This window comes from Microbacterium sp. 4R-513, assembly GCF_011046485.1.
In the GTDB taxonomy this organism is placed as follows: domain Bacteria; phylum Actinomycetota; class Actinomycetes; order Actinomycetales; family Microbacteriaceae; genus Microbacterium.
The window spans coordinates 1,711,081-1,736,935 of record NZ_CP049256.1; the positions used below are offsets into that span (position 1 = coordinate 1,711,081).

Annotated in this window: 22 protein-coding genes; 17 read left to right on the forward strand and 5 right to left on the reverse strand. The window is 69.1% G+C overall.

What is annotated here, in order from left to right; translation table 11 throughout:
• Window positions 1-27: 27 nt before the first annotated feature.
• Window positions 28-447 (forward strand): hypothetical protein, encoded by a 420-nt coding sequence (locus G5T42_RS07410; protein ID WP_165123766.1) that lies wholly within the window; start codon window positions 28-30, stop codon window positions 445-447.
• 185 nt (window positions 448-632) lie between these two features.
• Here the strand turns inward: G5T42_RS07410 and G5T42_RS07415 are convergent, their stop codons facing one another.
• Together G5T42_RS07415 and G5T42_RS07420 are read right to left on the reverse strand one after the other, a co-directional pair.
• Entirely contained in the window at window positions 633-1,682 is a 1,050-nt protein-coding gene (locus G5T42_RS07415) for an LLM class flavin-dependent oxidoreductase (protein ID WP_165127287.1), read from the reverse strand.
• Between the two features lie 85 nt (window positions 1,683-1,767).
• The gene (locus tag G5T42_RS07420) at window positions 1,768-2,787 is read right to left on the reverse strand and encodes a LacI family DNA-binding transcriptional regulator (RefSeq protein WP_241246002.1); all 1,020 of its coding nucleotides are present in this window, start codon (window positions 2,785-2,787) and stop codon (window positions 1,768-1,770) included.
• A gap of 144 nt (window positions 2,788-2,931) precedes the next feature.
• Here G5T42_RS07420 and G5T42_RS07425 point away from each other — a divergent pair, with 144 nt between their 5' ends.
• The 4 genes from G5T42_RS07425 to G5T42_RS07440 are packed head-to-tail and all read left to right on the forward strand — an operon-like array spanning window position 2,932 to window position 8,183.
• The gene (locus G5T42_RS07425) at window positions 2,932-4,947 is read left to right on the forward strand and encodes a beta-galactosidase (protein WP_165127291.1); all 2,016 of its coding nucleotides are present in this window, start codon (window positions 2,932-2,934) and stop codon (window positions 4,945-4,947) included.
• Entirely contained in the window at window positions 4,944-5,876 is a 933-nt protein-coding gene (locus G5T42_RS07430; RefSeq protein WP_165127293.1) for a sugar ABC transporter permease, read from the forward strand. Before G5T42_RS07425 ends, G5T42_RS07430 begins: the two co-directional genes overlap by 4 nt.
• Window positions 5,873-6,805 (forward strand): carbohydrate ABC transporter permease, encoded by a 933-nt coding sequence (locus G5T42_RS07435; RefSeq protein ID WP_206535725.1) that lies wholly within the window; start codon window positions 5,873-5,875, stop codon window positions 6,803-6,805. The genes G5T42_RS07430 and G5T42_RS07435 overlap by 4 nt, the downstream gene beginning before the upstream one ends.
• 46 nt (window positions 6,806-6,851) lie before the next feature.
• On the forward strand, window positions 6,852-8,183 hold the full coding sequence (locus G5T42_RS07440; RefSeq protein WP_165127295.1) for an extracellular solute-binding protein: 1,332 nt from the start codon (window positions 6,852-6,854) through the stop codon (window positions 8,181-8,183).
• Window positions 8,184-8,256: 73 nt separating this feature from the next.
• Here G5T42_RS07440 and G5T42_RS07445 read toward each other — a convergent pair whose 3' ends face one another.
• Window positions 8,257-9,615: a deoxyribodipyrimidine photo-lyase gene (locus G5T42_RS07445; protein WP_165127297.1), complete on the reverse strand. Its 1,359-nt coding sequence runs from the start codon at window positions 9,613-9,615 to the stop codon at window positions 8,257-8,259.
• 108 nt (window positions 9,616-9,723) lie between these two features.
• Between G5T42_RS07445 and G5T42_RS07450 the strand changes: the two genes are divergently transcribed.
• From G5T42_RS07450 to G5T42_RS07470, 5 genes are all read left to right on the forward strand, one after another.
• Window positions 9,724-10,731: a LacI family DNA-binding transcriptional regulator gene (locus tag G5T42_RS07450; RefSeq protein ID WP_165127299.1), complete on the forward strand. Its 1,008-nt coding sequence runs from the start codon at window positions 9,724-9,726 to the stop codon at window positions 10,729-10,731.
• A gap of 292 nt (window positions 10,732-11,023) precedes the next feature.
• Window positions 11,024-12,697 carry a glycoside hydrolase family 13 protein gene (locus tag G5T42_RS07455; protein ID WP_206535726.1) on the forward strand — a complete coding sequence of 558 codons (1,674 nt, stop codon included), beginning with the start codon at window positions 11,024-11,026 and terminating at the stop codon, window positions 12,695-12,697.
• A 63-nt stretch (window positions 12,698-12,760) separates the two neighbouring features.
• Window positions 12,761-14,128 carry an extracellular solute-binding protein gene (locus G5T42_RS07460; RefSeq protein WP_165127301.1) on the forward strand — a complete coding sequence of 456 codons (1,368 nt, stop codon included), beginning with the start codon at window positions 12,761-12,763 and terminating at the stop codon, window positions 14,126-14,128.
• Window positions 14,129-14,265: 137 nt separating this feature from the next.
• Window positions 14,266-15,237, forward strand: coding sequence for a sugar ABC transporter permease (locus G5T42_RS07465; protein ID WP_165127303.1), 972 nt, complete (start codon window positions 14,266-14,268; stop codon window positions 15,235-15,237).
• Window positions 15,234-16,217 (forward strand): carbohydrate ABC transporter permease, encoded by a 984-nt coding sequence (locus G5T42_RS07470; protein ID WP_165127305.1) that lies wholly within the window; start codon window positions 15,234-15,236, stop codon window positions 16,215-16,217. Before G5T42_RS07465 ends, G5T42_RS07470 begins: the two co-directional genes overlap by 4 nt.
• A 24-nt stretch (window positions 16,218-16,241) precedes the next feature.
• Here G5T42_RS07470 and G5T42_RS07475 read toward each other — a convergent pair whose 3' ends face one another.
• Window positions 16,242-17,666: a diacylglycerol kinase family protein gene (locus G5T42_RS07475; protein WP_165127307.1), complete on the reverse strand. Its 1,425-nt coding sequence runs from the start codon at window positions 17,664-17,666 to the stop codon at window positions 16,242-16,244.
• A 48-nt stretch (window positions 17,667-17,714) separates the two neighbouring features.
• On the opposite strand from G5T42_RS07475, the gene serS reads away from it, so the two are divergent.
• Together serS and G5T42_RS07485 are read left to right on the forward strand one after the other, a co-directional pair.
• Window positions 17,715-18,998: a serine--tRNA ligase gene (gene serS, locus G5T42_RS07480; RefSeq protein ID WP_165127309.1), complete on the forward strand. Its 1,284-nt coding sequence runs from the start codon at window positions 17,715-17,717 to the stop codon at window positions 18,996-18,998.
• Window positions 18,995-19,897, forward strand: a complete 903-nt coding sequence (locus G5T42_RS07485; protein ID WP_165127311.1) for an HAD family hydrolase — start codon at window positions 18,995-18,997, stop codon at window positions 19,895-19,897. Before serS ends, G5T42_RS07485 begins: the two co-directional genes overlap by 4 nt.
• A 44-nt stretch (window positions 19,898-19,941) precedes the next feature.
• Here the strand turns inward: G5T42_RS07485 and G5T42_RS07490 are convergent, their stop codons facing one another.
• The gene (locus G5T42_RS07490; RefSeq protein ID WP_165127313.1) at window positions 19,942-20,688 is read right to left on the reverse strand and encodes a hypothetical protein; all 747 of its coding nucleotides are present in this window, start codon (window positions 20,686-20,688) and stop codon (window positions 19,942-19,944) included.
• Window positions 20,689-20,981: 293 nt separating this feature from the next.
• Here G5T42_RS07490 and G5T42_RS07495 point away from each other — a divergent pair, with 293 nt between their 5' ends.
• From G5T42_RS07495 to G5T42_RS07515, 5 genes are all read left to right on the forward strand, one after another.
• Complete coding sequence (locus G5T42_RS07495) at window positions 20,982-21,746, forward strand: ABC transporter ATP-binding protein (RefSeq protein ID WP_165127315.1); 765 nt, start codon at window positions 20,982-20,984, stop codon at window positions 21,744-21,746.
• Entirely contained in the window at window positions 21,743-23,038 is a 1,296-nt protein-coding gene (locus G5T42_RS07500) for an ABC transporter permease (protein ID WP_165127317.1), read from the forward strand. The genes G5T42_RS07495 and G5T42_RS07500 overlap by 4 nt, the downstream gene beginning before the upstream one ends.
• A gap of 17 nt (window positions 23,039-23,055) precedes the next feature.
• On the forward strand, window positions 23,056-23,676 hold the full coding sequence (locus tag G5T42_RS07505) for a TetR/AcrR family transcriptional regulator (protein WP_165127319.1): 621 nt from the start codon (window positions 23,056-23,058) through the stop codon (window positions 23,674-23,676).
• Between the two features lie 128 nt (window positions 23,677-23,804).
• On the forward strand, window positions 23,805-24,779 hold the full coding sequence (locus G5T42_RS07510) for an ABC transporter substrate-binding protein (protein ID WP_165127321.1): 975 nt from the start codon (window positions 23,805-23,807) through the stop codon (window positions 24,777-24,779).
• Between the two features lie 125 nt (window positions 24,780-24,904).
• A complete protein-coding gene (locus G5T42_RS07515) occupies window positions 24,905-25,852 on the forward strand; it encodes an amino acid ABC transporter permease (RefSeq protein ID WP_165127323.1) in 948 nt (315 codons plus the stop codon).
• Window positions 25,853-25,855: the final 3 nt, after the last annotated feature.

The following is a 25,855-nucleotide window of genomic DNA, read 5'->3' on the forward strand; positions in this document are numbered from 1 at the left end:
CGGCTCGCCCCGCTCACGAGAGGAACCATGTCGGCTCCCGACCTGTCCCACCGCTTCCGGAGCGTCGAGCTCCGACTGCTCGACCCCTCAGGGGCGCCCGTCGTGCGCGGCCCCGTGACGGTCGAGCAGACGCGCCACGCGTTCGGCTTCGGCACCATCGGCTTCGACCTCTCGGCGGACTACGAACGGCTGATCGAGGAGTGCCTGGATGCCGGCATCCGGATCGACGCGATCGGCCTTCAGGGGCCTTCTCGATCGCACTCGACGCGTCGGGCCCGATCGACGTGCGGCTCACGAACTGAGTCCGCCGCACGCGCGACGCGTACGGCAAAGGGCGGGTCGACGAGACGGCCGACCCGCCCTTCGGGCCCCTGCCCGCCTCCCGACCGCGCTCCCGCCGAAGCGGGGACTCCCCTCGGGCGACGCGCCGTTCCCAAGCCGACGTGATGGCGGGGCCACACCCCGGCAGAACAGCTTTCCGGGGAGCGACGAAGCTCCAAGAAGAAGGCGCTTATCATCTTCTAATTGGCCTCTATGAGGATCGTATCTCCGCAGAATGCAGAGACGCATCACTCACGCCCCCCGTTCAGGGTTTGCGGGGCGGGGTCCCAGGAACCGGGTACTCGACCGTGTCAGCCCGCGAGGAGTTCCAGCGTCTGAGTCCGACCGGCCGCGGCATCCGTCGTCTCATCGTCGTAGGCACCAGCGATGGGCGAGATCATCACCTCGTCGACCTTGTAGCGCGCCGCGAAGTCCGCCAGCTCGCGACGGACGGACTCGCCCGTCCCGACGAACCACTTCGCGCGCGAGCCGGCCATGATCTGCTGGCCGATTCCGTCGAATTCGGATGCCGCAGCCTTCGCCTGCTCGACGGTCTCGAGCGGAACGAGCGGCTTGTTCTGGCGGAGCCGGGCCATCATGCGCAACTGCGGCAGCGCCCTCTCCTCGGCCTCTTCGGCCGTCGGCGCGGCTATGGCGTTGGCCGTGAGGAAGGTCACCGGCTCGGGGTGCGCCTCGCTGGGGCGGTACTGCTCCCGGTACAGGGCGAGCGCGCGCTCGAGGCCCTCGCCGGAGAAGTGGTTCGCGAACACATACGGCAGTCCGAGCGATGCGGCGAGCTGAGCCGAGTAGTCGCTCGAACCGAGGAGCCAGACCTCGGGCGCGCCGGTGGCCGCCGGTGTCGCATGGATGTCGTACGTGCCGCCCGAGGAGAACTGCACGCTGGCTCCCTCGGCGCTGACGAGCGACATGATGTCGCGGACGTGCTCGGGGAAGCGCTCGACGTCGCTCGTCGTGCCCGACATCCGCAGCAGCTGCGTGATGACGGGGTCGCTTCCGGGTGCACGGCCGATCCCGAGGTCGATCCGCCCCGGTGCGAGCGCCTCGAGCGCCGCGAACTGCTCGGCGACGACGAGCGGCGAGTGGTTGGGAAGCATCACGCCGCCTGACCCCACCCGGATCCGGGAGGTGCGCGTCGAGGCTGCCGCGATGAGCACGGGCGGCGTCGTCGATGCGACAGCGGGCATGTTGTGGTGCTCCGCGAACCAGTAGCGCCGGTAGCCGAGCTCATCGGCACGCTGCACGAGGGCGAGGGATGCCGCGACCGCCTGCGCGCTCGTCTGCCCGGCGCGCACCGGCACGAGGTCGAGGACGGACAGGGCGGGAGCGGGTGCGGAGGACATCACGGAGTGCAACCGGTCGCTGCGCCCGCCGTATTCCTCGGGGGGCGAGCCCTCGACCGGGGCGCGGTAGCCCCGTCCCGCCGCGTCAGGCGGATCCGCGCCAGACGACGGGGCACTCGAGCACGCGACCGCCCGTGTCGCGGTCATCCCCGTGGAGCTGCTGCAGGACCAGTTCCGCGGCGGCGCGGCCCAGGTCGCCCGCCGGCTGATGCACCGTGGAGAGCGGCGGATCGCACCGCATGGCCCACGAGCTGTCATCGAATCCGACCACGCCGACGTCATCCGGGATGACGCGGCCGGCGTCCTGCAGGACGGCCATGGCTCCCGCAGCGACGGCGTCGCTCGAGGCGAAGACGCCGTCGATGTCGGGGGAGCGCTCCAGGAGGGCGCGCATCCCCGCCTGGCCGTCGGAGTAGGAGTAGAGCGGCACCCGCTGCACGAGCTGCGGGTCGAACCGGTTGCCGAGGGCGTCGACGAAGCCGGCGAGGCGGTCCGAGCCCGAGTCGCGGTCGAGGGCTGCGGCGATCATCCCGATGCGCCGGCGCCCGGTCGCCACGAGGCGGCTCGTGATCTCGCGCGCAGCTCCGCGGTTGTCGATCGCCACGTAGGCCGCGTCCCCGATGTCGCGCGGGTGCCCGACGAATGCCGCGGGCAGCCTGAGCTCGGCGATGGCGCGGGTGATGGGGTCGCCCACGCGGGCCGACACGATGATGACGCCGTCGATGAGACCGCCGCTCAGATAACGAGCGAGTCGATCGATGTCGCGCGCGGAGTCGGCGATGAGGAACGACAGCTGATAGTCCGCCTCCGAGAGCGCGGCGTTCGCGCCGAGGAGGATCGACCCGATGTTCGGGTCTTCGACGAACAGCGAGTGCGGCTCGTGCACGATGAGGCCGATCGCCTGCGAGCTCTGCATGACGAGGCTCCGCGCTGCGCGGTTGGGGACGAAGCCCACCTTCGCGATCGCCGCCTCGATCGCTTCGCGCGCCTCTTCAGAGACGTAGGGCTGCCCGTTCAGGACGCGGCTGACGGTGCCGCGCGAGACCCCCGCCTCCGTCGCCACATCCTTGACGGTGGCGCGTTTGCGCCGGCCCGTGATCTCCACGAACCTCATCGTATGTGCACGAGCACAGTCGGCGCAGGAACGGTTGACACGTGATTCCGCGCATGCCACTCTGTACACGTTCACAGAAACCTCGACGTGGAGTTTCGCGGCGCGGGCTGTGCACGTTCACAGACTGAGGAGACCATGACCACGTCCGCCCGCCCGTTCGTGCACGACGGCATCGCGTTCGGATGCGATTACAACCCCGAGCAGTGGACGCCGGACGTGTGGGATGAAGACATCGCCCTCATGCGCGAGGCCGGTGTCGATCTCGTGGCGGTCAACATCTTCGGCTGGTCGCACCTCGAGCCGCGGCCCGGGGAGTTCGACTTCCGCCGACTCGACGACGTGATCGGACGGCTGCACGAGGCCGGGATCCGCGTCAATCTCGGCACCGGCACCGCGTCGCCCCCCGCGTGGCTCACCCGCATGCATCCCGACATCCTGCCGATGGCGGAGGACGGCACCCGGCGCTATCCCGGCGGTCGCCAGGCGTGGTGCCCGAGTTCTCGCCCCTTCCGGGAAGCCGCGCTGCGGCTCGCCGAGCGCGTGGCCGAGCGGTACGGCGACCACCCCGCGGTGGCGCTCTGGCACGTCTCCAACGAGCTCGGCTGCCACAACGCGCTGTGCCACTGCGACGAGAGCGCCGCCGCCTTCCGACGGTGGCTGCGCAACCGGTACGGATCCCTCGACCCGCTCAATCGAGCATGGGGCACCGCATTCTGGAGCCAGACGTACGGCGATTGGGACGAGATCGGCACTCCGCGCGCGACGCTCTCGAGCCGGAACCCGGCGCAGGCGCTCGACTTCCACCGCTTCAGCTCGGATGAGCTCCTCTCGTACTACCGGGCCGAAGCGGACGTCATCCGTTCGCGCAGCGCCGTCTCGATCACGACGAACTTCATGGTCACCGCGCACATCGAGAACCTGGACTACTGGTCCTGGGCGGCCGACATGGACATCGTCGCCAACGACCACTACCTCGATCACCGCCTCGACGACCCGAACTCCGAGCTGGCCTTCGCGGCCGACCTCTCACGCGGGCTGGCCGGAGGCGCTCCGTGGCTCCTCATGGAGCACTCGACCGGAGCGGTCAACTGGCAGCCGCTGAACAAGCCGAAGGCGAAGGGCGAGATCCTCCGCAATTCGCTCACCCATGTCGCTCGCGGCTCGGACGGCGTCTGCTTCTTCCAGTGGCGCGCGTCGGTGCAGGGCAGCGAGAAGTTCCACTCGGCGATGCTCCCGCACGCGGGCACCGACACGGCCGTGTGGCGCGAGGTCGTCGAGCTCGGCGGCATTGTCGACCGGCTGGGCGAGGTCGCGGGCTCCCGCGTCGAAGCCGAGACGGCGCTCGTCTTCTCGTGGGAGTCGTGGTGGGCGACGCAGAACGACTCGCGTCCGAGCAAGGCGCTCGGCTACCTCGACCAGGTGCACTCGGCCTATAGCGCGCTGCACTCCCTCGGACTCACCGTCGACATCGTGCCACCGGGCGCCGACCTCTCGAGCTACCGGCTCGCGGTCGTCCCGGGCCTGCACCTCGTGCGCGAGTCCGAGGCGGCGGCTGTCACGGACTGGGTCGCCGACGGCGGCACGGCGCTCGTCACGTTCTACAGCGGCACCGTCGACGAGGACGACCGGGTCTGGACCGGTGGCTACACCGGTCCCTTCCGTGAGGCGCTCGGCATCCATGTCGAGGAGTTCGCCCCCGTCGAACCCGAGACGGCCCTGCACCTGAGCTCCGGGGCGACGGCGCACCTCTGGTCGGAGCGCTCGCGGGCGACGACGGCCGAGGTCGAGGCATCCTTCGCCGACGGCCCTTCGGCGGGACACCCGGCCGTCACCCGCAACGCATGGGGGAGCGGCTCGGCCTGGTACCTCGCGACCCTTCCCTCGCCGGCGGACTACCGAGCGCTCATGGCCCGTCTCGCCGACGAGGCGGGCGTGCGCCCCCCGGCCGTCGTCCACGGCGGCGACGGCGCCGTCGACATCGTGCGCCGGAGGGGGACGGATGCCTCGTACCTCTTCGTCGTGAACCACGGCTCGGCGCCCATCGTGGTCGAGGCCGCGGGCACCGAGCTCGTCTCGGGCGCCCTCATCGCGCGCTGTGCAGAGGTGCCCGCGGGCGCCGTGCGCATCATCAGAGAGGAGGCGGCAGCATGACCGCCACAGGGACCCTCGTGACGGAGCGCGGTCGGCGGGCGGTGCCGCCCGCGAGCCGCCGACGACGCATCCCGCACAAGGGGGCGATCCTCTTCCTCATCCTCCCGTTCGCCGTCCTCTTCGTGCTCTTCTACCTGCTCCCGATCGGCTACGCGGTCTGGCAGTCGCTGCTCGTCGTCGAGCGCGAGGGCACGTTCGGCGAGGCGCGAGAGGTGTTCGGGGGGCTCCAGCAGTATCTGATCGTCTTCCAGAACGTCGCCTTCTGGACCTCCGTCGGGCGCGTGCTGCTCTTCGGCATCGTGCAGGTGCCCGTCATGCTCGGCCTCGCACTGCTGTTCGCACTGCTCCTGGACTCGCCGCTCATCAAGGGCAAGAAGTTCTTCCGGCTCGCCTTCTTCGTGCCGTACGCCGTCCCCGGTGTCATCGCGGCGATCATGTGGGGCTTCCTCTACTCGCCGAACCTGTCGCCCTTCAAGGCCCTCACGAGCAGCGTGGACCTGCTTTCCGCCGACTGGGTCCTGTGGGCGATCGCCAACGTCGTCACGTGGGTCTTCGTCGGCTACAACATGCTCATCATCTACTCGACGCTCCTCGCGATCCCGCAGGAGATCTACGAGGCGGCGCGCATCGACGGCGCGGGGCAGGCCCGCATCGCCTGGTCGATCAAGATCCCGCTGATCCGCCCGGCGCTCGTGCTGACCGCGGTGCTGTCGATCATCGGCACGCTCCAGCTCCTGGCGGAGCCGCAGACCTTCCGGGCGTTCAGCTCGGCGGTCACGAGCACGTACACGCCGAACATGACGATCTACGCCACGAGCGCGGTGCCGAACGTGTCGCTCGCCGCAGCGTTCTCGGTCGTGCTGGCACTGGCGACGTTCGTCCTCTCGTTCACATTCCTCAAGCTGAGCCGACGGGGAGAGCGCGCATGACCGTCTCGGACTACGCCGACACCGCCGACACGCGGGTCATCACGACCGGGCGCCGCGCGGGGCGCTCCGCCGGCGCAGCGACCGGCGGGCCGCGCGAGAGCATCCTCTCGCGCACCGGCGCCATGATCGTCATGGGGGTCTTCACCCTCTACTTCCTCATCCCGCTCTGGTGGCTCCTCGTGGCCTCGACGAAGAGCCGCGGGCAGCTCTTCTCGACCAACCCGCTGTGGTTCGCCGACCCGCAGTTCATCGAGAACGTCACCGGGCTCTTCTCCTACCGCAACGGCGTCTATCTCAAGTGGCTGCTCAACAGCGTCCTGTACGCCGGAGTCGGAGGTGTGCTGGCCACCGTCATCGCCGCGATGTGCGGCTATGCCCTCGCGAAGTACCGGTTCCCCGGTCGTGAGGCGATCTTCAACACGGTCCTCGGCGGGGTGCTCGTCCCGGCGACGGCGCTCGCCCTGCCGCTGTTCCTCCTGTTCAGCCGGATCGAGCTCACCAATACCTACTGGGCGGTGCTCCTGCCCAGCATCGTGAGTCCCTTCGGCGTCTACCTCGCGCGCGTGTTCGCCGAGGCATCCGTCCCCGACGAGCTCATCGAAGCCTCCCGCCTCGACGGGGCGGGAGAGATCCGCACCTTCTTCACGGTCTCGATCCGGCTCATGATGCCGGCGCTCGTGACGGTGTTCCTCTTCCAGTTCGTCTCGATCTGGAACAACTTCTTCCTGCCGCTCATCATGCTCCGCAGCGAAGAGCTCTTCCCCGTCACGTTCGGCCTCTACGCCTGGAACTCGACCATCAACCAGTTCCCCGAGCTGCGCACCTTCGTGCTCGTCGGCTCGCTGCTGTCGGTCATCCCGCTGATCGTCACGTTCCTCTTGCTTCAGCGCTACTGGCGCACCGGACTCGGAACCGGAGCCCTGAAGTGAGAACCACCCGTCGGCCATGCCGGCGGCCAACCGAGAGAGAGAAGAAATGCAGCACATGAGACGAGCGGTCACCGTTGCCCTGCTCACCGCGGGCGCTCTGGTGATCGCGGGATGCTCCGCCTCAGGCGGCGGCGACGGCGGTTCGTCGGCCGGAGCGTGCGAGCCGGCAGGCGAGGACGTCAAGCTCACCTTCACCTCGTGGATCCCGGGAATCGAGGACGCCGTCGCCATCTGGAACGAGGCCAATCCCGACATCCAGGTCGAGGTGCAGACCGGGCCGTCGGGCAACGCCGGCACATACCAGAACTTCTTCAACCAGCTCGAGGCGGGCAACGCCCCGGATCTCGGCCAGATCGAGTACGACGCGCTGCCCAACTTCCGCGTCCAGGACGGTCTCGAGAACCTCGCCGCGTGCGAGGACGTCGTCAAGGCCAAGGACCAGTTCGTCGATTGGACGTGGAGCCAGGCGACGCTGGGGACGGATGACGAGGTCTACGGCATCCCGCAGGACTCGGGCCCCATGGCGCTGTTCTACCGCAGCGACCTGTTCGAGCAGAACGGCATCGCCGTCCCCACGACGTGGGACGAGTACAAGGCCGCGGCGGAGAAGATCCGCGCGCTCGGCGGCTACATCACGAACTTCTCGCAGACCGACATCAACCAGTTCGCGGGCTTCGTGTGGCAGGCCGGCGGGCAGTGGTTCGCGAATGACGGCGACGAGTGGAAGGTCGAGCTGACGAGCGACGAGTCGGAGAAGGTCGCCGACTACTGGCAGGACCTCATCGAGAACGACCTCGTGTCGACCTACCCCGCGTGGACCGACGAGTGGAACAACGCCTATAACTCCGGCGAGGTCTGGACGTGGAACTCCGCCGTGTGGGGCGCGAACTCGATCTCGAGCGGTGCGCCCGACACCTCGGGCAAGTGGTCGGTGGCTCCCGGTCCGCAGTGGGAGGCCGGCCAGTCCGCGGCAGGCAACTGGGGCGGCTCGTCGATCGCCGTCTTCAAGGGCACGGACCACCTGTACGAGGCGGCCAAGTTCGCCCTGTGGCTCAACACCTCGGATGAGGCGCTGACGTCTCTCAACAAGACGGCCGCCATCTATCCCGCGACGAAGGCCGGCCTCGACCTGCCGGCGCTCCAGCAGGGTGTCGAGTTCTACGGCGGACAGAAGATCTACGAGGTCTTCGCGGAGGCCGCCAGCGAGGTCGACCCGGACTTCGTCTGGGGCCCCACGATGACGCAGACCTACGCCGACGTCTCGGACGGCTTCAAGGCGGCCGTGTCCGGGTCTGGCACCCTCGCCGACGCGCTCGGCAAGGCGCAGGACTCCACCGTCGCGGCGCTGGAGGCTCAGTCCATCCCCGTCGCGAAGTAGCCCGCATCACGCTCCGCGCCGCGGGAGTCGAGCTCGCCCTCGATTCCCGCGGCGCGGTCGTGCGTGTGCGGCCTCACGCGCGGGTTGCGCGCTTCACGCGCTCGTACGCCGCCAGTGCGGCGTTCCGCGTCTCCTTGAGATCGACGATCGGCTGGGGAGGCTCGTCGCTCCCGTACTCCGGAGCCCAGCGGCGGATGTAGGTGCCGTCGGGATCGAACTTGCCGGCCTGCAGTTCGGGGTTGAAGATCCGGAAATACGGGGCGGCGTCGGCGCCGGAGCCGGCGACCCACTGCCAGTTGAACGGGTTGTTCGCGCCATCCGCGTCCACGAGCGTTTCCCAGAACCACTCCTCGCCTCGCCGCCAGTCGATGAGCAGGTTCTTGATGAGGAAGGATGCCGCGACCATCCGCACGCGGTTGTGCATGTAGCCCGTGTGCCAGAGCTCCCGCATGCCGGCGTCGACGAGCGGGACGCCCGTCCGCCCGCGCTGCCACGCCTCGAGTCGCGACGGCTTGAGCCGCGGCCACGGGAACGCGTCGAACTCGCGACGCAGATTGACGGTCGCGAGATCGGGTGCGTGGAAGAGCGTGTGCCAGGCGAACTCGCGCCAGCCGAGCTCCGACAGGAAGCGACCGCCCTCGCTGCCTGACTTCGTGGCCTCGTGCCAGACCTGGTACGGGCTGACCTCGCCCCACCGGAGTCGCGGCGAGAGCAGAGAGGTCGACTCCGCCGCCGGCTGGTCGCGCGCCTTCGCGTATCCGCCCAGATCCTCGTCGAGGAACTCCTTCAGTCGTCGCCGAGCGGCCGGCTCGCCAGGCTCCCAGCGCTCCCGCAGGCCTCCGGCCCAGTCGGGGTGCTGTGGAAGCAGGGCCCAGTCGTCGAGCTCCTCCGTGTCGAGTGCCTGCGCCGGTCCGTCGATCGACCGCGGCTCGGCAAGCGGCGCGCGCGGCGACGACAGGGCGAGACACGCGCGCCAGAACGGCGAGAACACCGAGAAGTGAGTGCCGGCTCCGGTCTGCACGGTCCACGGTTCGAAGAGGACGGATGCCGCGAACGACTCCACGACGACCCCCTCGTCGCGGAGCCCTGACTTGAGTGCGGCATCGATCTCACGCTCGGGCGCGCCGTAGCGGCGGTTCCAGAAGACGGCGCCGGCCGCGGCATCCGTCACCGTCTCGCGCACCACCTGCTCCGCCTGGCCCCGCCGCAGCACGAGGGTGCCGCCGCGCTCGGCCAGGCGGTCGCGCAGTGACGCGAGCGACCCGTGCAGCCACCACCGAGCGGCGCCGCCCAGCGGGCGGATCCCCGGCGACTCCTCGTCGAGCACGTACAGGCCGATGACCGGCTCACCCCGATCGACAGCGGCACGCAGCGCCGGGTTGTCGGCGAGACGCAGGTCGTCCCGGAACCACACGATGGACGGCGACGGCATGCAGGGATGCTAACCGCGCTCAGGCACGGCGCGGCGGTCTTGACAGGGAACGGATGCCTCGCTTTCACCGCTTGCGCAACCATGCAAGTTCTTGCGTACACTGAGCGCATGTCGAAGCGTCTTGCGGAAGTTGCGCGCAAGGTCGGCGTGAGCGAGGCGACGGTCAGTCGCGTGCTCAACGACAAGCCGGGCGTCTCGGACGCCACGCGGCAGGCGGTGCTGACGGCGCTCGACGTGCTCGGGTACGAGCGTCCGACCAAGCTCCGCGGAGAGCGGGCACGGCTCGTGGGTCTCGTGCTGCCCGAGCTGACGAACCCGATCTTCCCGGCGCTCGCCGAGATCATCGGCGGCGGCCTGACGCAGAACGGCTACACGCCCCTCCTCTGCACGCAGAATGCGGGCGGCATCACCGAGTCGGACTACGTCGATCTGCTCCTGCAGCAGCAGGTGTCGGGCGTCATCTTCCTCGGCGGCAACTACAGTCAGGCCGACGCCGAGCACGCCCATTACGAGCGGCTGCGCCAGGTCAATCTCCCGACCGTGCTCGTGAACGCGCGCATCGCCGAGCTCGACTTCGCGACGGTGTCGACGGATGACTCGGCGGCCGCCGAACAGGCGGTCCTGCATCTGCACCAGCTCGGCCACCGGCGGATCGGCATGCTCCTCGGCCCGCTCGACCACATCCCTTCGCAGCGCAAGCTCGCAGCTGCGCGCCGCCTGCTGGAGCGCCTCGGCGGGGATCTCGACGATGACATGGTCGTGCGAGGGCTCTACTCCCTGGAGTCCGGGCAGGCCGGGGCATCCCGCCTCTTCTCGAACGGCGCCACCGCCATCGTGTGCGCCAGCGACCCGCTCGCCCTCGGAGCGGTGCGCGCCGCTCGCAGGGCCGGCCTGCGCGTGCCGGGCGACGTGTCGGTCGTGGGCTTCGACGACTCGGCGCTCATGAGCTGCACCGAGCCTCCGCTGACGACCGTGCGCCAGCCGATCGAGTCGATGGGGCGGACAGTGATCGAACTGCTGCTGTCGCAGATCGCCGGCACGACCGAGGCAGGCGACGAGCTGCTCTTCGAGCCCGAGCTCGTGCTCCGCGCCTCGACGGGTCCCGCGGCCGGCTGACCCGGCGGGGCCGCCCGTCGGCTCGGCGCGTTTCGTCTCGCTTCGCTCGCTCAACGACCGGGAGCGGTCGGCGCGTTTCCTGCCGCCCCGCCCCCGCCCCCCGCCCCCCGCCCCCGGTCGTTGAGCGAGGGAGCGGAGCGACCGAGACGAAACGCGCCGAGCCTCCGATCACGGCCGAGGTGAGCTGCGGAATCGACTTCTTGCATTGATTCATACAAGACTTGCAACTTACGCAGGCTGAAGCTACATTCATCGCAACGAGAGTTTCCCCCGCCACCTCGAGGAGCCCCGTTTGGACACCGACGTCCTGACCGCACGCCACGCCGTGGCCCCGAGCGACGCAGATCCGCTGTGGTGGCGTTCCGCCGTCATCTACCAGGTCTACGTGCGCAGCTTCGCCGACGGGAACGGCGACGGCACCGGCGACCTCGCGGGCGTACGCCAGCGGCTCGGCTACCTCAAAGACCTCGGCGTCGACGCGATTTGGTTCAACCCCTGGTACCCGAGCCCCATGGCCGACGGCGGGTACGACGTCGAGGACTACCGCGACATCCATCCCGAGTTCGGCACGCTGGCCGAAGCCGAGGCGCTGATCCGCGAGGCCCTTGCCCTCGGCATCCGCACGATCATCGACGTCGTCCCCAACCACATCAGCGATCGGCACGAGTGGTTCCGGGCGGCGCTCGCCGCAGGTCCCGGCAGCCCCGAGCGCGAGCGGTTCTGGTTCCACCCGGGCAAGGGCCGCAACGGCGACGAGATCCCCACGCACTGGGTGTCGAGTTTCCAGGGTGAGACGTGGACCCGCACCACGAACCCCGACGGGACGCCGGGCGAGTGGTACCTGCACATGTTCACCCCCGAGCAGCCCGACCTGAACTGGAACCACCCCGACGTCCGACGCGAGCACGAGGACATCCTGCGGTTCTGGTTCGACCGCGGGGTGGCCGGCGTGCGCATCGACTCCGCGGCGCTCCTCATCAAGGACCCCGACCTGCCCGAGGTGGGGGAGAAGCCCGACCATCCGACCGAGGATCGCGACGAGCTGCACGACGTCTACCGCTCGTGGCGGGCGATCGCCGACTCGTACCCCGGCACGCGGGTGCTGGTGGGTGAGATCTGGGTGCCCGACATCGAGCGGTTCACGAAGTACCTGCGTCCCGATGAGATGCACACCGCGTTCAACTTCGACTTCCTCGCGCGGCCGTGGGGTGCGGCATCCTTCCGCCAGTCGATTGAGCAGACCCTCGCGGCCCATGCGCCCGTCGGCGCCCCGAGCACGTGGGTGCTCTCCAACCACGACGTCACCCGACCGGTCACGCGCTACGGGCGGGAAGACACGGCGTTCGCGTTCCTCAAGAAGCGGTTCGGCGTGCCGACCGATCCCGAGCTGGGACTGCACCGCGCTCGCGCGGCGGCGCTTCTCGTGGCCGCGCTCCCCGGCAGTCTCTACATCTATCAAGGCGACGAGCTCGGCCTTCCCGAGGTCGAGGACCTGCCGCTCGCGCTCATCCAGGACCCCATGCACTTCCGTTCCGGCGGTGTGGATCCGGGAAGGGACGGATGCCGCGTTCCGCTCCCCTGGACGGGTGATCGCGCGCCGTTCGGCTTCGGCCCGGCGGGCACCCAGACGTGGCTGCCCCAGCCCGCGGCCTGGAGCGCCCTCACCGTCGAGGCGCAGGAGCACGACCCGCACTCGACGCTCAATCTCTACCGCGCCGCGCTCCGCCTCCGCCGCGAGCTGCCCGGACTCGGCGACGGCCCGCTCACGTGGGTCGAGACCCCCGACCCCGACACCCTCGCGTTCCGCCGGGGCGACGACTTCGTCTGCGTCGTCAACACCGGCGACAGCGCCATCGACCTGCCCGCCCACGAAGAAGTGCTCCTCTCGAGCAGCGCACTGGACGACGGCGCCCTCCCGGGCGACTCGGCCGCCTGGCTGCGCGCCCGTCCCGTCACCGCCACATAGCCCCCCGAGGCTGGCGCGCCGAAGAGAGGCCGGCGCGGCATCCTCATCACGAAAGGAAAGACGATGAAGTCACCAGCACGTGTCCTGCTCGCCGGTGTCGCCGCAGCGGCGACCATCGGCGCCCTCGCGGGTTGCTCCGCAGCAGGAGGCGACAGCAGCAGCGGCAAGACCGAGCTGCGCGTCGCGACGTTCCCGCCCGGCGCGGACGCCGCCGCCTACGAGGCGTTCGCCGCGCAGGAGAGGCAGTTCGAGAAGGCGAACCCCGACATCGACATCATCGGCGTCGAGTACGAGTGGGAGGGCCCGACCTTCGCCGTTCAGCTCGCGGGCGGGAGCCTGCCCGACGTCTTCACCGTGCCGTTCACCGACTCCAAGACGCTCATGGAGAACGGGCAGCTGATGGACGTCACCGACGAAGTGAAGGATCTCGGCTACGAGGACAGCTTCAACCCGATCATCCTCGACGGCGTCAAGGACTCCGACGGCCGCATCTACGGATTCCCGCGTCAGGCGTACGCGATGGGTCTGCACTACAACCGCGACCTGTTCGAGCAGGCGGGCCTCGATCCCGACCAGCCCCCGACCACGTGGGACGAGGTGCGCGAGTACGCGAAGAAGATCTCCGAGGCCACAGGTAAGGCCGGCTACGCCGAGATGGCCACCAACAACACGGGCGGCTGGCAGCTCACGGCGCAGACCGTGGCACGCGGCGGCCGCACGCAGACCGACAACTCCGACGGCTCGGCCGAGTCGACCATCGACAACGACGCGACGAAGGCGGCCCTGCAGTTCCTGCACGACCTCAAGTGGGAGGACAACTCCTTCGGATCCAAGATCGACCTCGACTGGGGCACGATCAACCAGGAGTTCGCCGCCGGCAACATCGGCATGTACACCTCGGGCTCCGACGTCTACACCGCGCTCGTGCGGGACTTCGGCATGGACCCGTCCATCTACGGCCTTACGGTCGTGCCCGTCGAGGGCGACGACCCCGGCACGCTCGGCGGTGGCGACATCGCGGTGATCAGTCCGACGGTGGACGACACCACGAAGGCTGCAGCGGTGAAGTGGATCGACTGGTACTACATGCAGAAGCTCCTCGACGAGGACGCCGCCGTGCAGGACGCCAAGACCCTCGCCGACTCCGACCAGGCCGTCGGGACGCCGGTGCTGCCGGTGCTGAGCCGTGAGCTGTATGAGAAGTCGCTCGAGTGGATCGAGCCCTACATCAACGTGCCGCGCGACCAGATGAAGCCCTTCACCGACGCGATCTGGGACCAGACGCCCGTGGGCGAGCCCAAGAAGAAGACGCAGGAGATCTACGCCCTCCTCGACTCCGTCGTGCAGACGGTGCTCACCGACCAGAACGCCGACATCGACGCCCTGCTCGCCCAGGCGCAGACCGACGCGCAGGCGAAGCTCGACGAGTGAGCGGATGCCGCGGCCCGGCCGACCCGAGACGGCCGGGCCGCGGCATCCCGCCGCTTCTGGTCCCCGAGCTTGTCGAGGGGTCGAACCTCGAGCGGCACGGGACGACACTTCGACGAGCTCAGTGACCGGAGATCCACATGACCATGACCACCCAGCAGCGGCCGGCCGCGGCATCCGTCGCCCCTGCCGCCGCGCCGCTCGCGAAGCGCCGAAGGCGGCGCACGCCGCTCACCTGGTACCGCGGCGGGGGCCTGTGGAACCTGCTCTTCGTGCTGCCCATGGTGTTCGTCTTCTTCTTCTTCTCGTGGCGCCCCATCGTGCAGTCGGTCGTCATGAGCTTCGAGAAGACCAACCTGATCGTGTCGTCGTGGGTCGGCTTCGACAACTACATCGCGGTCATGACCGACCCCGAGCTCGGCCGCGCGATCGTGAACACGATCTACTTCGCGCTGCTCGCGCTGCTGTTCGGGTTCCCGATCCCGCTCTTCATGGCCGTGCTCATGAGCGAGGTGCGGCGCGGGAAGGGGCTGTACTCGGCGCTCGCGTACCTGCCGGTCGTCATCCCGCCGGTCGTGGCCGTGCTGCTGTGGCGCTTCTTCTACAGCGCCGACCCGAACGGCGTCTTCAACACGGTGCTCGGGTGGTTCGGCATCCCGCCCCAGCCGTGGATCCAGTCGGCCGTGCAGGCGATGCCCTCGCTCGTGCTCGAGGCGACGTGGGCCGCGGCCGGCGGATCGATCATCATCTACCTCGCGGCGCTCCTGTCGGTGCCGCCCGAGCTGTACGACGCGGCGGAGGTCGACGGCGCGGGCATCTGGCGCAAGGTCTGGCACGTCACGATCCCGCAGCTGCGCGGCATCCTCTTCATCATGCTGATACTGCAGGTCATCGCGACCGCGCAGGTGTTCCTCGAGCCGTTCCTGTTCACGGGGGGCGGGCCGGCGGGAGCGACCAAGACGATCCTGCTGTACATCTACGACAAGGCCTTCCGGAACAGCCTCGGCGGCGACTACGGCGAGGCGACCGCGGTCTCGGTGCTGCTTGCGGTCGTGCTCGGCATCCTGTCCTGGCTGTACTTCCGGCTCACGAACCGCTGGAGCACGCAATGAGCTCGATCCTGAAGTGGCCGGACGCGCCCCGGTTCCTGAGCTTGTCGAAGGGTCGCGGCGTGGTCCCGCGCCGGCGTCCCCGGCGCTCCGGCATCGACGACGAGTCGGTCCGCACCGTGGTCTCGGACTCCGAGCGACGCCGCCCGGGCACGCGCTGGGGCATGCGCCTCGTACACGTCTTCCTGTTCGTCTCGCTCGTCGTCGCGGGGCTCGGGCCGATCCTGTGGCTGGCGAAGTCGGCGGTGACTCCCACCCAGGACACGCTGACGCAGCCCTTCGCCCTGTGGCCGAACGGCATCGACTGGGCGAACCTCTCGGCGGCGTGGAACGACATCCACATCGACCAGTACTTCTTCAACACGATCGTCATCGCGGCGGGCGCCTGGGTGTCGCAGCTGTTCATCGCCACGACCGCGGGCTACGCCCTGTCGGTGCTGCGACCCCGATACGCGCCCATTCTCAACGGACTGGTGCTCGCCACGCTCTTCATCCCCGGCGTCGTGCTGCTCGTGCCTCTCTATCTCACGATCGTGCACCCGCCGCTCGTCGGCGGCTCGCTCCTCAACAACTACCTCGCCGTCTGGCTGCCGATGGCGGCGAACGCGTTCAACATCCTGATCGTCAAGCGCTTCTTCGACAATCTGCCGCGCGAGGTCTTCGAGGCCGCGAAGACCGATGGGGCCGGACCCTTCCACCTCTTCTGGTCGGTCGTGCTCCCGATGTCGAAGCCGATCCTCGGCGTCGTGTCGGTCTTCGCGATCATCGCGGCCTGGAAGGACTACCTCTGGCCCATGCTCGTGCTGCCCGATCCCGCGGTTCAGCCGCTGTCCGTCCGGCTTCCGGCGGTGCAGAGTCAGACGGAGCTCGACGTCTTCCTCGCCGCGCTCGCCATCGCGACGCTCATCCCGATCGCGATGTTCCTGATCTTCCAGTCGGTGTTCCTGCGCTCGGCGGGGCTCGGGGGAGCGGTCAAGGGCTGACGGATGCCGCTGCCGGCGCAGCTGCTAGAGACCGGCGACGTCGTGGTTCTTGGGCACCGTTATGTCGAGGCCGGCGGGCACCACGCGAGCGCGCACGCTCACCGCCTCGCCGAACTCGTCGCCGTCGAGCTGCACGAACTGCGGCTCGGTCGCGCCGACCTCTAGCTCGGCGCCTCGGGCGTAGCGCACCGCGTTGTCCCGGGTGCGCAGCGCCAGCACTCGCCGGCCGGCGCGGAACTTCCGCAGGAAGCTGTTGTCCCACGCGACGCGGCGCCAGACGAAGATCCACCCGAGCGGCCCCTTCGGCTGGAAGACGACGATGTCCATCGAGCCGTCCGTGACGGATGCCTCGGGAATGAGCTCGAGCCCCGCCGGAAGTGAGCCGCAATTGGCGAACAGCACGCTCTGCACCCGCGCGGAGTGCAGCCGGTGACCCGCGATCTGGTACATGATCCGGAACGGCTTCGCGCCGGGGAGCGACCTCGCGGCGCCGTCGACATAGGCCACCCAGCCCACCGACTTCTTGAGCTGCGGGTTGGTGTTGGCGATCATCGCCGCGTCGAGGCCCATGCCGCCCATGACCACGAACGCGTACTCCTCGGTCTTGCCGTCACGCCGGCGCAGCGCCGCGAACCCGATGTCGACCCCGATCGTGTCGCCCTCGAACGTCGCCCGGATCATGGTCTCGGCGTTGTCGAGCGGCAGCCGCAGGTTGCGCGCGAGGAGATTGCCCGTGCCGCTCGGCACGATCGTCAGGGGCACACCGCTGCCGCTCATCGCCTCCGACACCGCCCGCACCGTGCCGTCGCCGCCCGCTACGAGCACCGCGTCCACCCCGACTTCGAGCGCCTGGCGCGTCACATCGTCGCCGAGGTCGTCGACCGTCGTCTCGTAGAACAGCGGCTCTTCCCAGCCCGCCTCGGCCGAAAGCCGCTCGACCGACGCGCGAAGAGCATCGGCATCCACCTTGATCGGGTTGTAGACGAGCGCCGCCTTGGGATTCGGACGCTCCTCGCCTCCGCCCATCGGCTTCGTCTCGCCCTCGGCTCCCACGCGCCGGGCCTCGCCGGTCTCGCCGTCGGTCGTGTCGGAGGAGATGTCCTCGGGCTCGCGGATGACCTCGTCGGGCTCGGCGGCTTCGGCCGGGTCGGGGGTGGTGTCACCCGCCTCCCCGTCGACGGATGCCTCGGCATCCGTCGCCTCGTCGCTCGACTTCGCGTCACCCGATCCCGCGTCAGCGCCATCATCGGAGGGGCCGTTCTGGACGCCGGTGCCGACCTCGTCCGCGAGCTGCTCGGCGTCGGCGCGGATCTGCTCCTGCGACACCCTGATCTCACCCGTCTCGGGTCCGTCGGCGTACAGGGCGTCGGAGGGGTGCGGCGGATCCACCGGGCCGGTCGTGCCCTCGGGGCGAGTGGTCTCGTCGTCGGATCCGGAACCCGCTGCCATGGGTACCACCATAGGGGTCGGCATCCGAGCGCGGCCTAGACTTGTCGGATGATCGATCCCGCCCTTCTCCGCGAGAATCCCGAGCTGGTCAAGCGCTCGCAGGAGGCCCGGGGGGAGTCGCCCGAGACGGTCGACGACGCCCTCGCCGCCGACCGCGCCCGTCGCGCCGCCATCACGGCTTTCGAAGAGCTGCGCGCGTCGCAGAACGCGCACGGCAAGCGCGTGGCACAGGCGCCGAAGGAAGAGAAGGCGGGCCTCGTCGCCGAGGCGAAGGAGCTCAGCGAGCGGGTCAAGCAGGCGCAGCACGCGGTCACGGCTGCCGAGGAGGCCGCCGACGCCGCCTTCGCGAAGCTCGAGAACATCATCATCGACGGTGTCCCCGCCGGCGGCGAAGCCGACTTCGTCACCCTGCGCACGCACGGCGAGCCCGTGCAGTTCGACTTCGAGCCGCGTGATCACCTCGAACTCGGCGAGCTGCTCGGCGCGATCGACATGGAGCGCGGCACCAAGGTCTCGGGCAGCCGCTTCTACTTCCTGACCGGCATCGGCGCGCGCCTCGAGCTCGCCCTCATGACGCTCGCGCTCGATCGAGCGCTGCAGGCCGGGTTCACGCCGATGGTGCCGCCGACGCTCGTGCGTCCGGAGGTCATGCGGGGGACCGGATTCCTCGGCCAGCACGCCGACGAGATCTACCACCTCGAAGAGGACGACCTCTACCTCGTCGGCACGAGCGAGGTGCCGCTCGCCGGCTACCACATGGACGAGATCCTCGACTTCGCGCGCGGACCGAAGCGCTACGCGGGATGGTCGACGTGCTACCGGCGCGAGGCCGGCTCGTACGGCAAGGACACCCGCGGGATCATCCGCGTCCATCAGTTCAACAAGCTCGAGATGTTCATCTACACGACACCCGATGATGCCGAGGCCGAGCATGATCGCCTCGTGGCGATGCAGGAGGGGATGCTCCAGGACCTCGGTCTGTCGTACCGGGTCATCGACGTCGCCGCCGGCGACCTCGGGTCGAGCGCCGCTCGCAAGTTCGACGTCGAGGCGTGGGTCCCCACGCAGAACGCGTACCGCGAGCTGACGTCGACGAGCAACTGCACGACGTACCAGGCGCGTCGCCTCGACATCCGCTACCGCACGCCGTCGGCCGACGGAAAGGGCGTCGGCAAGACCGCCAACGTCGCCACGCTCAACGGCACGCTCGCCACGACGCGCTGGATCGTCGCGCTCCTCGAGACGCATCAGCGCGCCGACGGCTCGGTCACGGTGCCTGAGGTTCTGCGGCCCTACCTCGGCGGTCTCGAAGTTCTGGAGCCCGTCGCGTGACGGAAGCCCACCTACCTCCCACCGGCAGCGTCAAGGTCGTCAAGCCGAAGAAGGCCGCGAAGCTCGTCGAAGAGATCGCCCGCGACACCGAGAGCCCGGATGTCGCGACGGACCGTCTGCTCATCGTGCTCGACATCGACGGCACGATCCTGCTCGAAGACGAGACGCTGTCGCCGGGCGTCGCCGATGCCGTCGCGCACGCCCAGCGCACGGGCCACGAGGTGATGCTGGCGACCGGACGCTCGTGGGAGGGCACCCGAGGCATCCTCATCGCCCTCGGCATCGCGCCCGAGTTCGTCGTGTGCTCGAACGGGGCCGTCGTCATGCGCCGCCTCGACGGCGACGAGTACGAGCGGTTCCACATCGAGACCTTCGACGCCACCGAAGTGCTCACGCTCCTCCACGAGCACCTGCCCGACGCGCGCTACATGGTCGAGCTTCCCGACGGGCGTCGGCTGTACACCGAGCGCCTCGCGGACTGGAACCTCAGCAACGCCGACCGCGTCTCGTTCGAGGAGCTCACCAAGCGGCCGGTGTGCCGTGTCGTCGTCGTGTCGCCCGGCCATGAGGAGCAGGACTTCGTCGACCTCGTCGCACGCATCGGCCTCAACCAGGTCTCGTACGCGGTCGGGTGGACGGCCTGGCTCGACATCGCGCCGAAGGGCGTCGACAAGTCGACCGCCCTCGAGCGCGTGCGCGAATGGCTGGGCTTCGACCCCGCGCACGTCTTGGTGATCGGCGACGGGCGCAACGACGTCGGCATGTTCCAGTGGGCCCGCGAGCACGGCGGCCGAGCCGTTGCCATGGCGCAGGGTCCGCAGGAGGTCCGGGATGCCGCGAGCGAGGTCACCCGATCGGTTGAGGCCGGCGGCGTCGCCGAGGTGCTCCGCAACCTGTGACGCGTCCCCCACCATCCCGCGCTGGGGACGGTGAGGGCGGAAGGTCATCCCCGGCGAGTGCGGCGCCGATCGACGGCTCGCACCGCGATCGTCGACCCGATGATCGCGACGATCCCGATCACGAGCGCCACGGCCAGCGCGGTGAAGCCGCCGAGGGTCGATGAGATCGTGGCGCCGACGAGGGCGTAGCACGCGGTCGCGGTGTACCAGATCGATCCGCGGGTGATGACGACGAAAAGCACTGCCGTGCCGGCGGCTGCCGCGACGACGAGCAGCTGCCACGTCGTGCCCCACGCGCCTTCGATGGGTGCGCCGGTCGCCTGCACGACTGTGGCGACGTTGAGGTAGAGCGCCATGGAGGTCCACCCGGCATACAGCCCCTCGGACAGGTGCAGAACCATCCGGTCGAGGCGTCGCCATCCGGCGATCTCTTCCCGGTGGGCACTGATCCTCCGCCACGCGATGACGTGGGCGCCGACGATGACGACGAACACCACGAGAGTCAGCGGAGACTCCTGACCGAGGGATGCCGCCGCCAGCCACACGCCGAAGCCGGCGTAGACGACGCTCAGGGGTAGGACGAGACGATCCCTCAGGGGCGATTCGCGCACCGCCGGGCGGAGCTGCAGGACCGACCACAGGATGCTCGCCGTGATGATGAGCCCCCAGATCGAGAACATCGCCCCCGGCGGGATGAGGGGCGAGAACTCGACCCCGGATTGCAGCTGATTGGGGGACCACAGCGTGAAGGCCACATTCGAGACGAGCTGGCCCATGGCGAAGAAGACCACGCACGCCCGATCCACGAGACGGCGGTCGACACGGACGTCTCGACGCGTTCGCGATGCTTCCGCGGAAGATGACATCGGATACCTCGTTCCCTGCGGGATCGACTCTCACGGAGACTCCCGCGGACCGCCCGATCGGCCCGAGGGAGAAGAACTGCGCCTCGATGGTGTGTTCCGCGATTCGGCCTCATCCGGATGCACCCCTCGAACATCCGGCCTGCATAGTGTTCGCACAGCCCATTGGCAGATACTGATGTATAAACTGCAGTTACTGTAACTTGTGCGAAAGGACACGCATGCCCGAGACAACCCGTCCACCCCTCGTCCACGAGGGGGGACAGCATCCGTCGCCCGTCGTGCGGGCGGTCGACGTCACCCGTACCTATGGACGCGGCGATGCCGCTTTCCACGCGCTCCGGGGTGTGAACCTCGAGGTCCGCCGCGGCGAGTCGCTCGCGATCATCGGCAAGTCCGGTTCGGGCAAGTCGACGCTGATGCACCTGCTCGCACTGCTCGACCGTCCCACGAGCGGACGCATCGAGATCGACGGGCGCGACGTCGCCGGTCTCCGCGAGCGCGAGACGAACGCCCTGCGCAACGCGCAGTTCGGCTTCGTGTTCCAGCAGTTCTTCCTCACGGCCGGGCAGACCGTGTTCGAGAACGTCAGCCTTCCTCTCGTCATCGGCGGCATGCCGGCCAAGGAGCGGCGGCGCCGGACGATGGACGCGCTGACCGCGCTCGGGATGGCCGACAAGGCCGACAATCGCGCCAACGACCTGTCGGGCGGCCAGAAGCAGCGTGTCGCGATCGCGCGGGCACTCGTGAACGACCCGTCGGTCATCTTCGCCGACGAGCCGACCGGGAATCTCGACTCCGCGACCGGTCAGACCGTGGAGGAGATCCTCTTCGGGCTGCAGCGGGAACGCGGCATCACACTCGTCGTGGTCACCCATGACGCCGACCTCGCCCGCCGCTGCGATCGCACGATCACGATCGCGGACGGGCTCGTCGCCGGGGAATCCGTCTCGGACGAGCTCGCGACCGAGGGGGCGAACCGATGAGGACCGCAGACATCCTGCGCGCCGCCGCGCGCAACTCCTTCCGCAGCAAGCTGCGGACGACGTTGACCGTGCTCAGCCTGTTCGTCGGTGCGTTCGCCCTGACGCTCACGACCGCGCTCGGAGCCGGCGTCAGCGACTACGTCCAGCGTCAGGTCGCGACGCTCGGCGCGAACGACATCCTCCTGGTGTCACCGGCTGCGACGACGTCCACGTCCGACGGTCCGACCGAGTACGACCCGAACGGGCGTCAGCAATCGGGCCAGGCGACGCCGCTGACCTCGGGAACACTCCTCAATCAGGCTGACGTCGACACGATCGAAGGCATCGACGGCGTGCGCCGCGTCGAGGCGATCGACCAGATCTCGGTCGACTGGATCGAGGCATCCAGCGGCGGCACGCGCTACGAGGTCGACATCAACCCGACGTCCTCGATCGGGCAGAGCGACCTCGTCGCCGGCGAGCAGCTCGACCAGGATTCCTCGGAGGCCCAGATCGTCCTGCCTGAGGACTACGTGGGCGCCCTGGGCTTCGAGGACGCGGATGCCGCGATCGGCCAGAAGGTCAGCCTCGGATACACCGACGCCGAGCAGGCGCAGCAGCAGGTCGAGGCCACCGTCGTCGGTGTCGCGCGTGCGAGCCTCTTCGCCGCCGGTGCCGGGACCAACTCGGCGCTCACCGCAGAGGTGGCGGATGCGCAGGCCGTTCCGGGGCAGCCCCGCGCCTGGCCGATCGCTGTCGCGTATCTGGACGGGTCGGGAAGCGGCGGAGCAGTGACCGACGACGACATCGCCGCCGTGAAGTCCGACCTCCAGGCCGACGACCTCGCCGGGCAGACGATCGAGGATCAGCTCGGCGTCGTGCAGACGGTCATCAACGGGATCATCGGGGTGCTGAGCGCCTTCGCCGTCGTGGCGCTGCTGGCCGCATCCTTCGGCATCGTCAACACGCTGCTCATGAGCGTGCAGGAGCGCACCCGCGAGATCGGCCTCATGAAGGCGATGGGGATGTCGAACGGGCGGGTCTTCGCGCTCTTCAGCCTCGAGGCCGCGGTCATCGGGCTGCTGGGAGCGACGATCGGCGCCCTCGCGGCGATCCTCGTGGGGTCGGCGATCGCGAACGTCGCGGCCGACACCCTGCTGGCCGATCTTCCGGGCCTGCAGATCCTGCTGTTCGATCCGGTCAACGTGATCGCTGTGATCGGCATCATCACGGTCATCGCATTCCTGTCGGGCGTCCTCCCGGCGCGTCGGGCGGCGCGCCAGAATCCGATCGAGTCGCTACGGTACGAGTGACCCCAGGAGCGCAGATCATGTCGACCCCACCTCCTCCGCGGCGACGCGACGCCGTCGCGAAGACCGCCGCGATCGAGCGAGCCGCCATCGATCTCGTGATCGAGCACGGCTACGACTCGGTGACGGTCGACATGATCTGCGCCCGGGCCGGCGTCAGCCAGCGCACCTTCTTCAATCACTTCCGGACGAAGGATGCCGCGGTCATCGGCGCCGGTCCTCCATCGATCGACGAGCGGGCGGCGCGGGAGTTCATCGTGTCGACCGGACCACTCCTGCTCGAGGCGGCCCAGCTGATCCGCATCGACCCCGGTGCCATGGCCGCCGACCCCGAGCTCCTCGCCCGTCGCATCCGAGCCGTCGGGACCAACTCGGTCCTGATGGCCCGGCAGATGGAGCGGCTTGCCGGGCTCGAGCAGGAGCTCGCGGAGATCATCCATCTCCGGCTGAGGACCCAGTTCCCGGGGGAGGACGAGTCCCGGCTCGCTGTGCAGGCGGAGCTCACGACGCATATCCTCGCGGGGGTCATGCGATACATCGGTCAGTCCTGGGCCAAACAGGTCGAGGCCGGTCAGGCGCCGCAGATCGAGCCGTCGGCGATCGGCGAGGTGCTCGCCGCCACTCTCGCGAAACTGGGGTGACGGCGACTCTCGGCGGGTCCAGGGTTGGAACTTGCGTTACTTGTGCCGCAGTGACTAGACATTTCGTAACGTCTGTTACATGATGGGACCGGCGCTCACCGTCGAGCTCCCACGAGAAAGGTCCACCGATGGCAATCCTCACCCCCCGCCTGCGCCGTGCGGGTCTCGCGACCGCCGCGCTCGCCGCCACAGGCATCCTCATCGCCGGCTGTACCGCAGCCTCGGGCGCCGAGAACGGCTCTGACGAGGGCGCGTCCGCCGCCCCTGTCGACATCCTCGGCACCGACATCTCCGTCGACGAGGACGCGCGCGCCCTGCTTCCCGACGACATCGCCGATGCCGGTGCCGTCAAGGTCGCGACGGATGCCCCGTACGCTCCGTTCGAGATGTTCGTCGAGGAGGGCTCCGAGGAGCTCACCGGCGTCGATGTGCTCCTCGGCCAGGCGATCGGCGCCAAGCTCGGCATCGACTTCGACTTCGCCCAGCAGGGCTTCGACGGCATCATCCCCGCCCTTCAGGCCGGCAACTTCGATGTCGCGATGTCGGCGATGACCTCGAGCGTGGAGCGCATGGATGTGCTGACCTTCGTCGACTACTCGGCGTCGGGCACGGGCATCCTGACCCGCGCGGGAAACCCGGACAAGATCGAGACGTACCTCGACCTGTGCGGCAAGGACGTCGCGGTGCAGACCGCCACGAGCCAGGTCGACCTCGTCAACGAGGTGTGGCAGGACGACTGCGAGGCGGAGGGCCTCGAGCCGGTGAAACTCAGCGAGTTCCCGTCGGATTCCGACGCTCAGCTCGCGATCACCGCGGGCAAGGCCGTCGCTTCGCTGCTCACGAAGCCCAGCGCCGGCTACGTCGCGAAGACGACGAACGACGGCAAGACGTTCATGGTCGTGGAGGACTCCACCGCGCCGAACGGCTACGATGCGACGCTGAACGGCATCGGCGTCCTCAAGGACAACGAAGCGCTCGCCGAAGCGATCCAGGCGGCACTCCAGAGCCTCATGGACGACGGAACGTACGAGGCGATCCTCGCCGAGTTCGGCGTGGAGGGCATCGGCATCGACGAAGCGACCATCAACGCCGCCAAGTCCTGACCCGACCCCGGTGCGGCCGCCGTCGCGGTCGGCCGCACCGGGTTCTCCGCGGGAACGCGCCACGCCGCCGCCGCCCGCAACCGATCGACCGCATCATCATGAACCTGAACTCACCGAGGAGCATCATGGCCGCACCGTCGCCGCAGGTCGTCACCCCGACCGCGGAGAACGCGTCGGAGCCCCGCCGCCCCGCGCCCATCACCGCAGTGCCGCTGCGCCACCCGTGGAGGTGGGTGTCCGGCATCATCGTCGGACTCGTCGCCGCCTCGCTCATCCTCGCCTTCGCGCAGAACCCGAACATCGACTGGCCGACCGTCGGCGAGTACCTCTTCGCGCCGCTGACGCTCCAGGGCCTCGCGACCACGATCTTCCTCACGGTCGCCGCCATGGTGATCGGCCTCGGCGGCGGCATCGTCGTCGCCATCATGCGCCTCTCGCCCAATCCCGTCATGCGTGTCGTGAGCGGTCTGTTCGTCTGGGTCTTCCGCGGCACCCCGGTGCTCCTGCAGCTCATCTTCTGGGGCTTCATCGGCGCGTTCCTGCCGAAGATCGTGCTCGGCGTCCCCTTCACGAGCATCGAGTTCTGGTCGGTCGAGACGAGCGACCTGATCCCGGCGACGATCGCGGCCCTCCTCGCCCTGGGCCTGAACGAGATGGCGTACGCCTCCGAGATCGTGCGTGCCGGCATCCAGTCCGTCGACCACGGACAGACCGAGGCCGCGCACTCGCTCGGCATGACGCCGGGTCGGACCATGCGGCGGATCGTCCTGCCGCAGGCCATGCGGGTGATCGTGCCGCCGATGGGCAACGAGGTCATCACGATGCTCAAGACGACCGCACTCGTATCGGTCATCGCCGGCCGCGACCTCATGTCGAACCTGCAGGCCGCCTACGCGCAGAACTTCAAGATCATCCCGCTCCTCATCGTGGCGGCGATCTGGTACCTCGCTCTCACGAGCATCCTGGCCATCCCGCAGGCATGGCTCGAGCGCCGATTCGGCCGCGGCGTCGCAGGCGCCCGCGAGTCGGCCTTCAGCCGCGTGCTGCGCACCTGGAAGGGCGGAAAGAAGTGACCA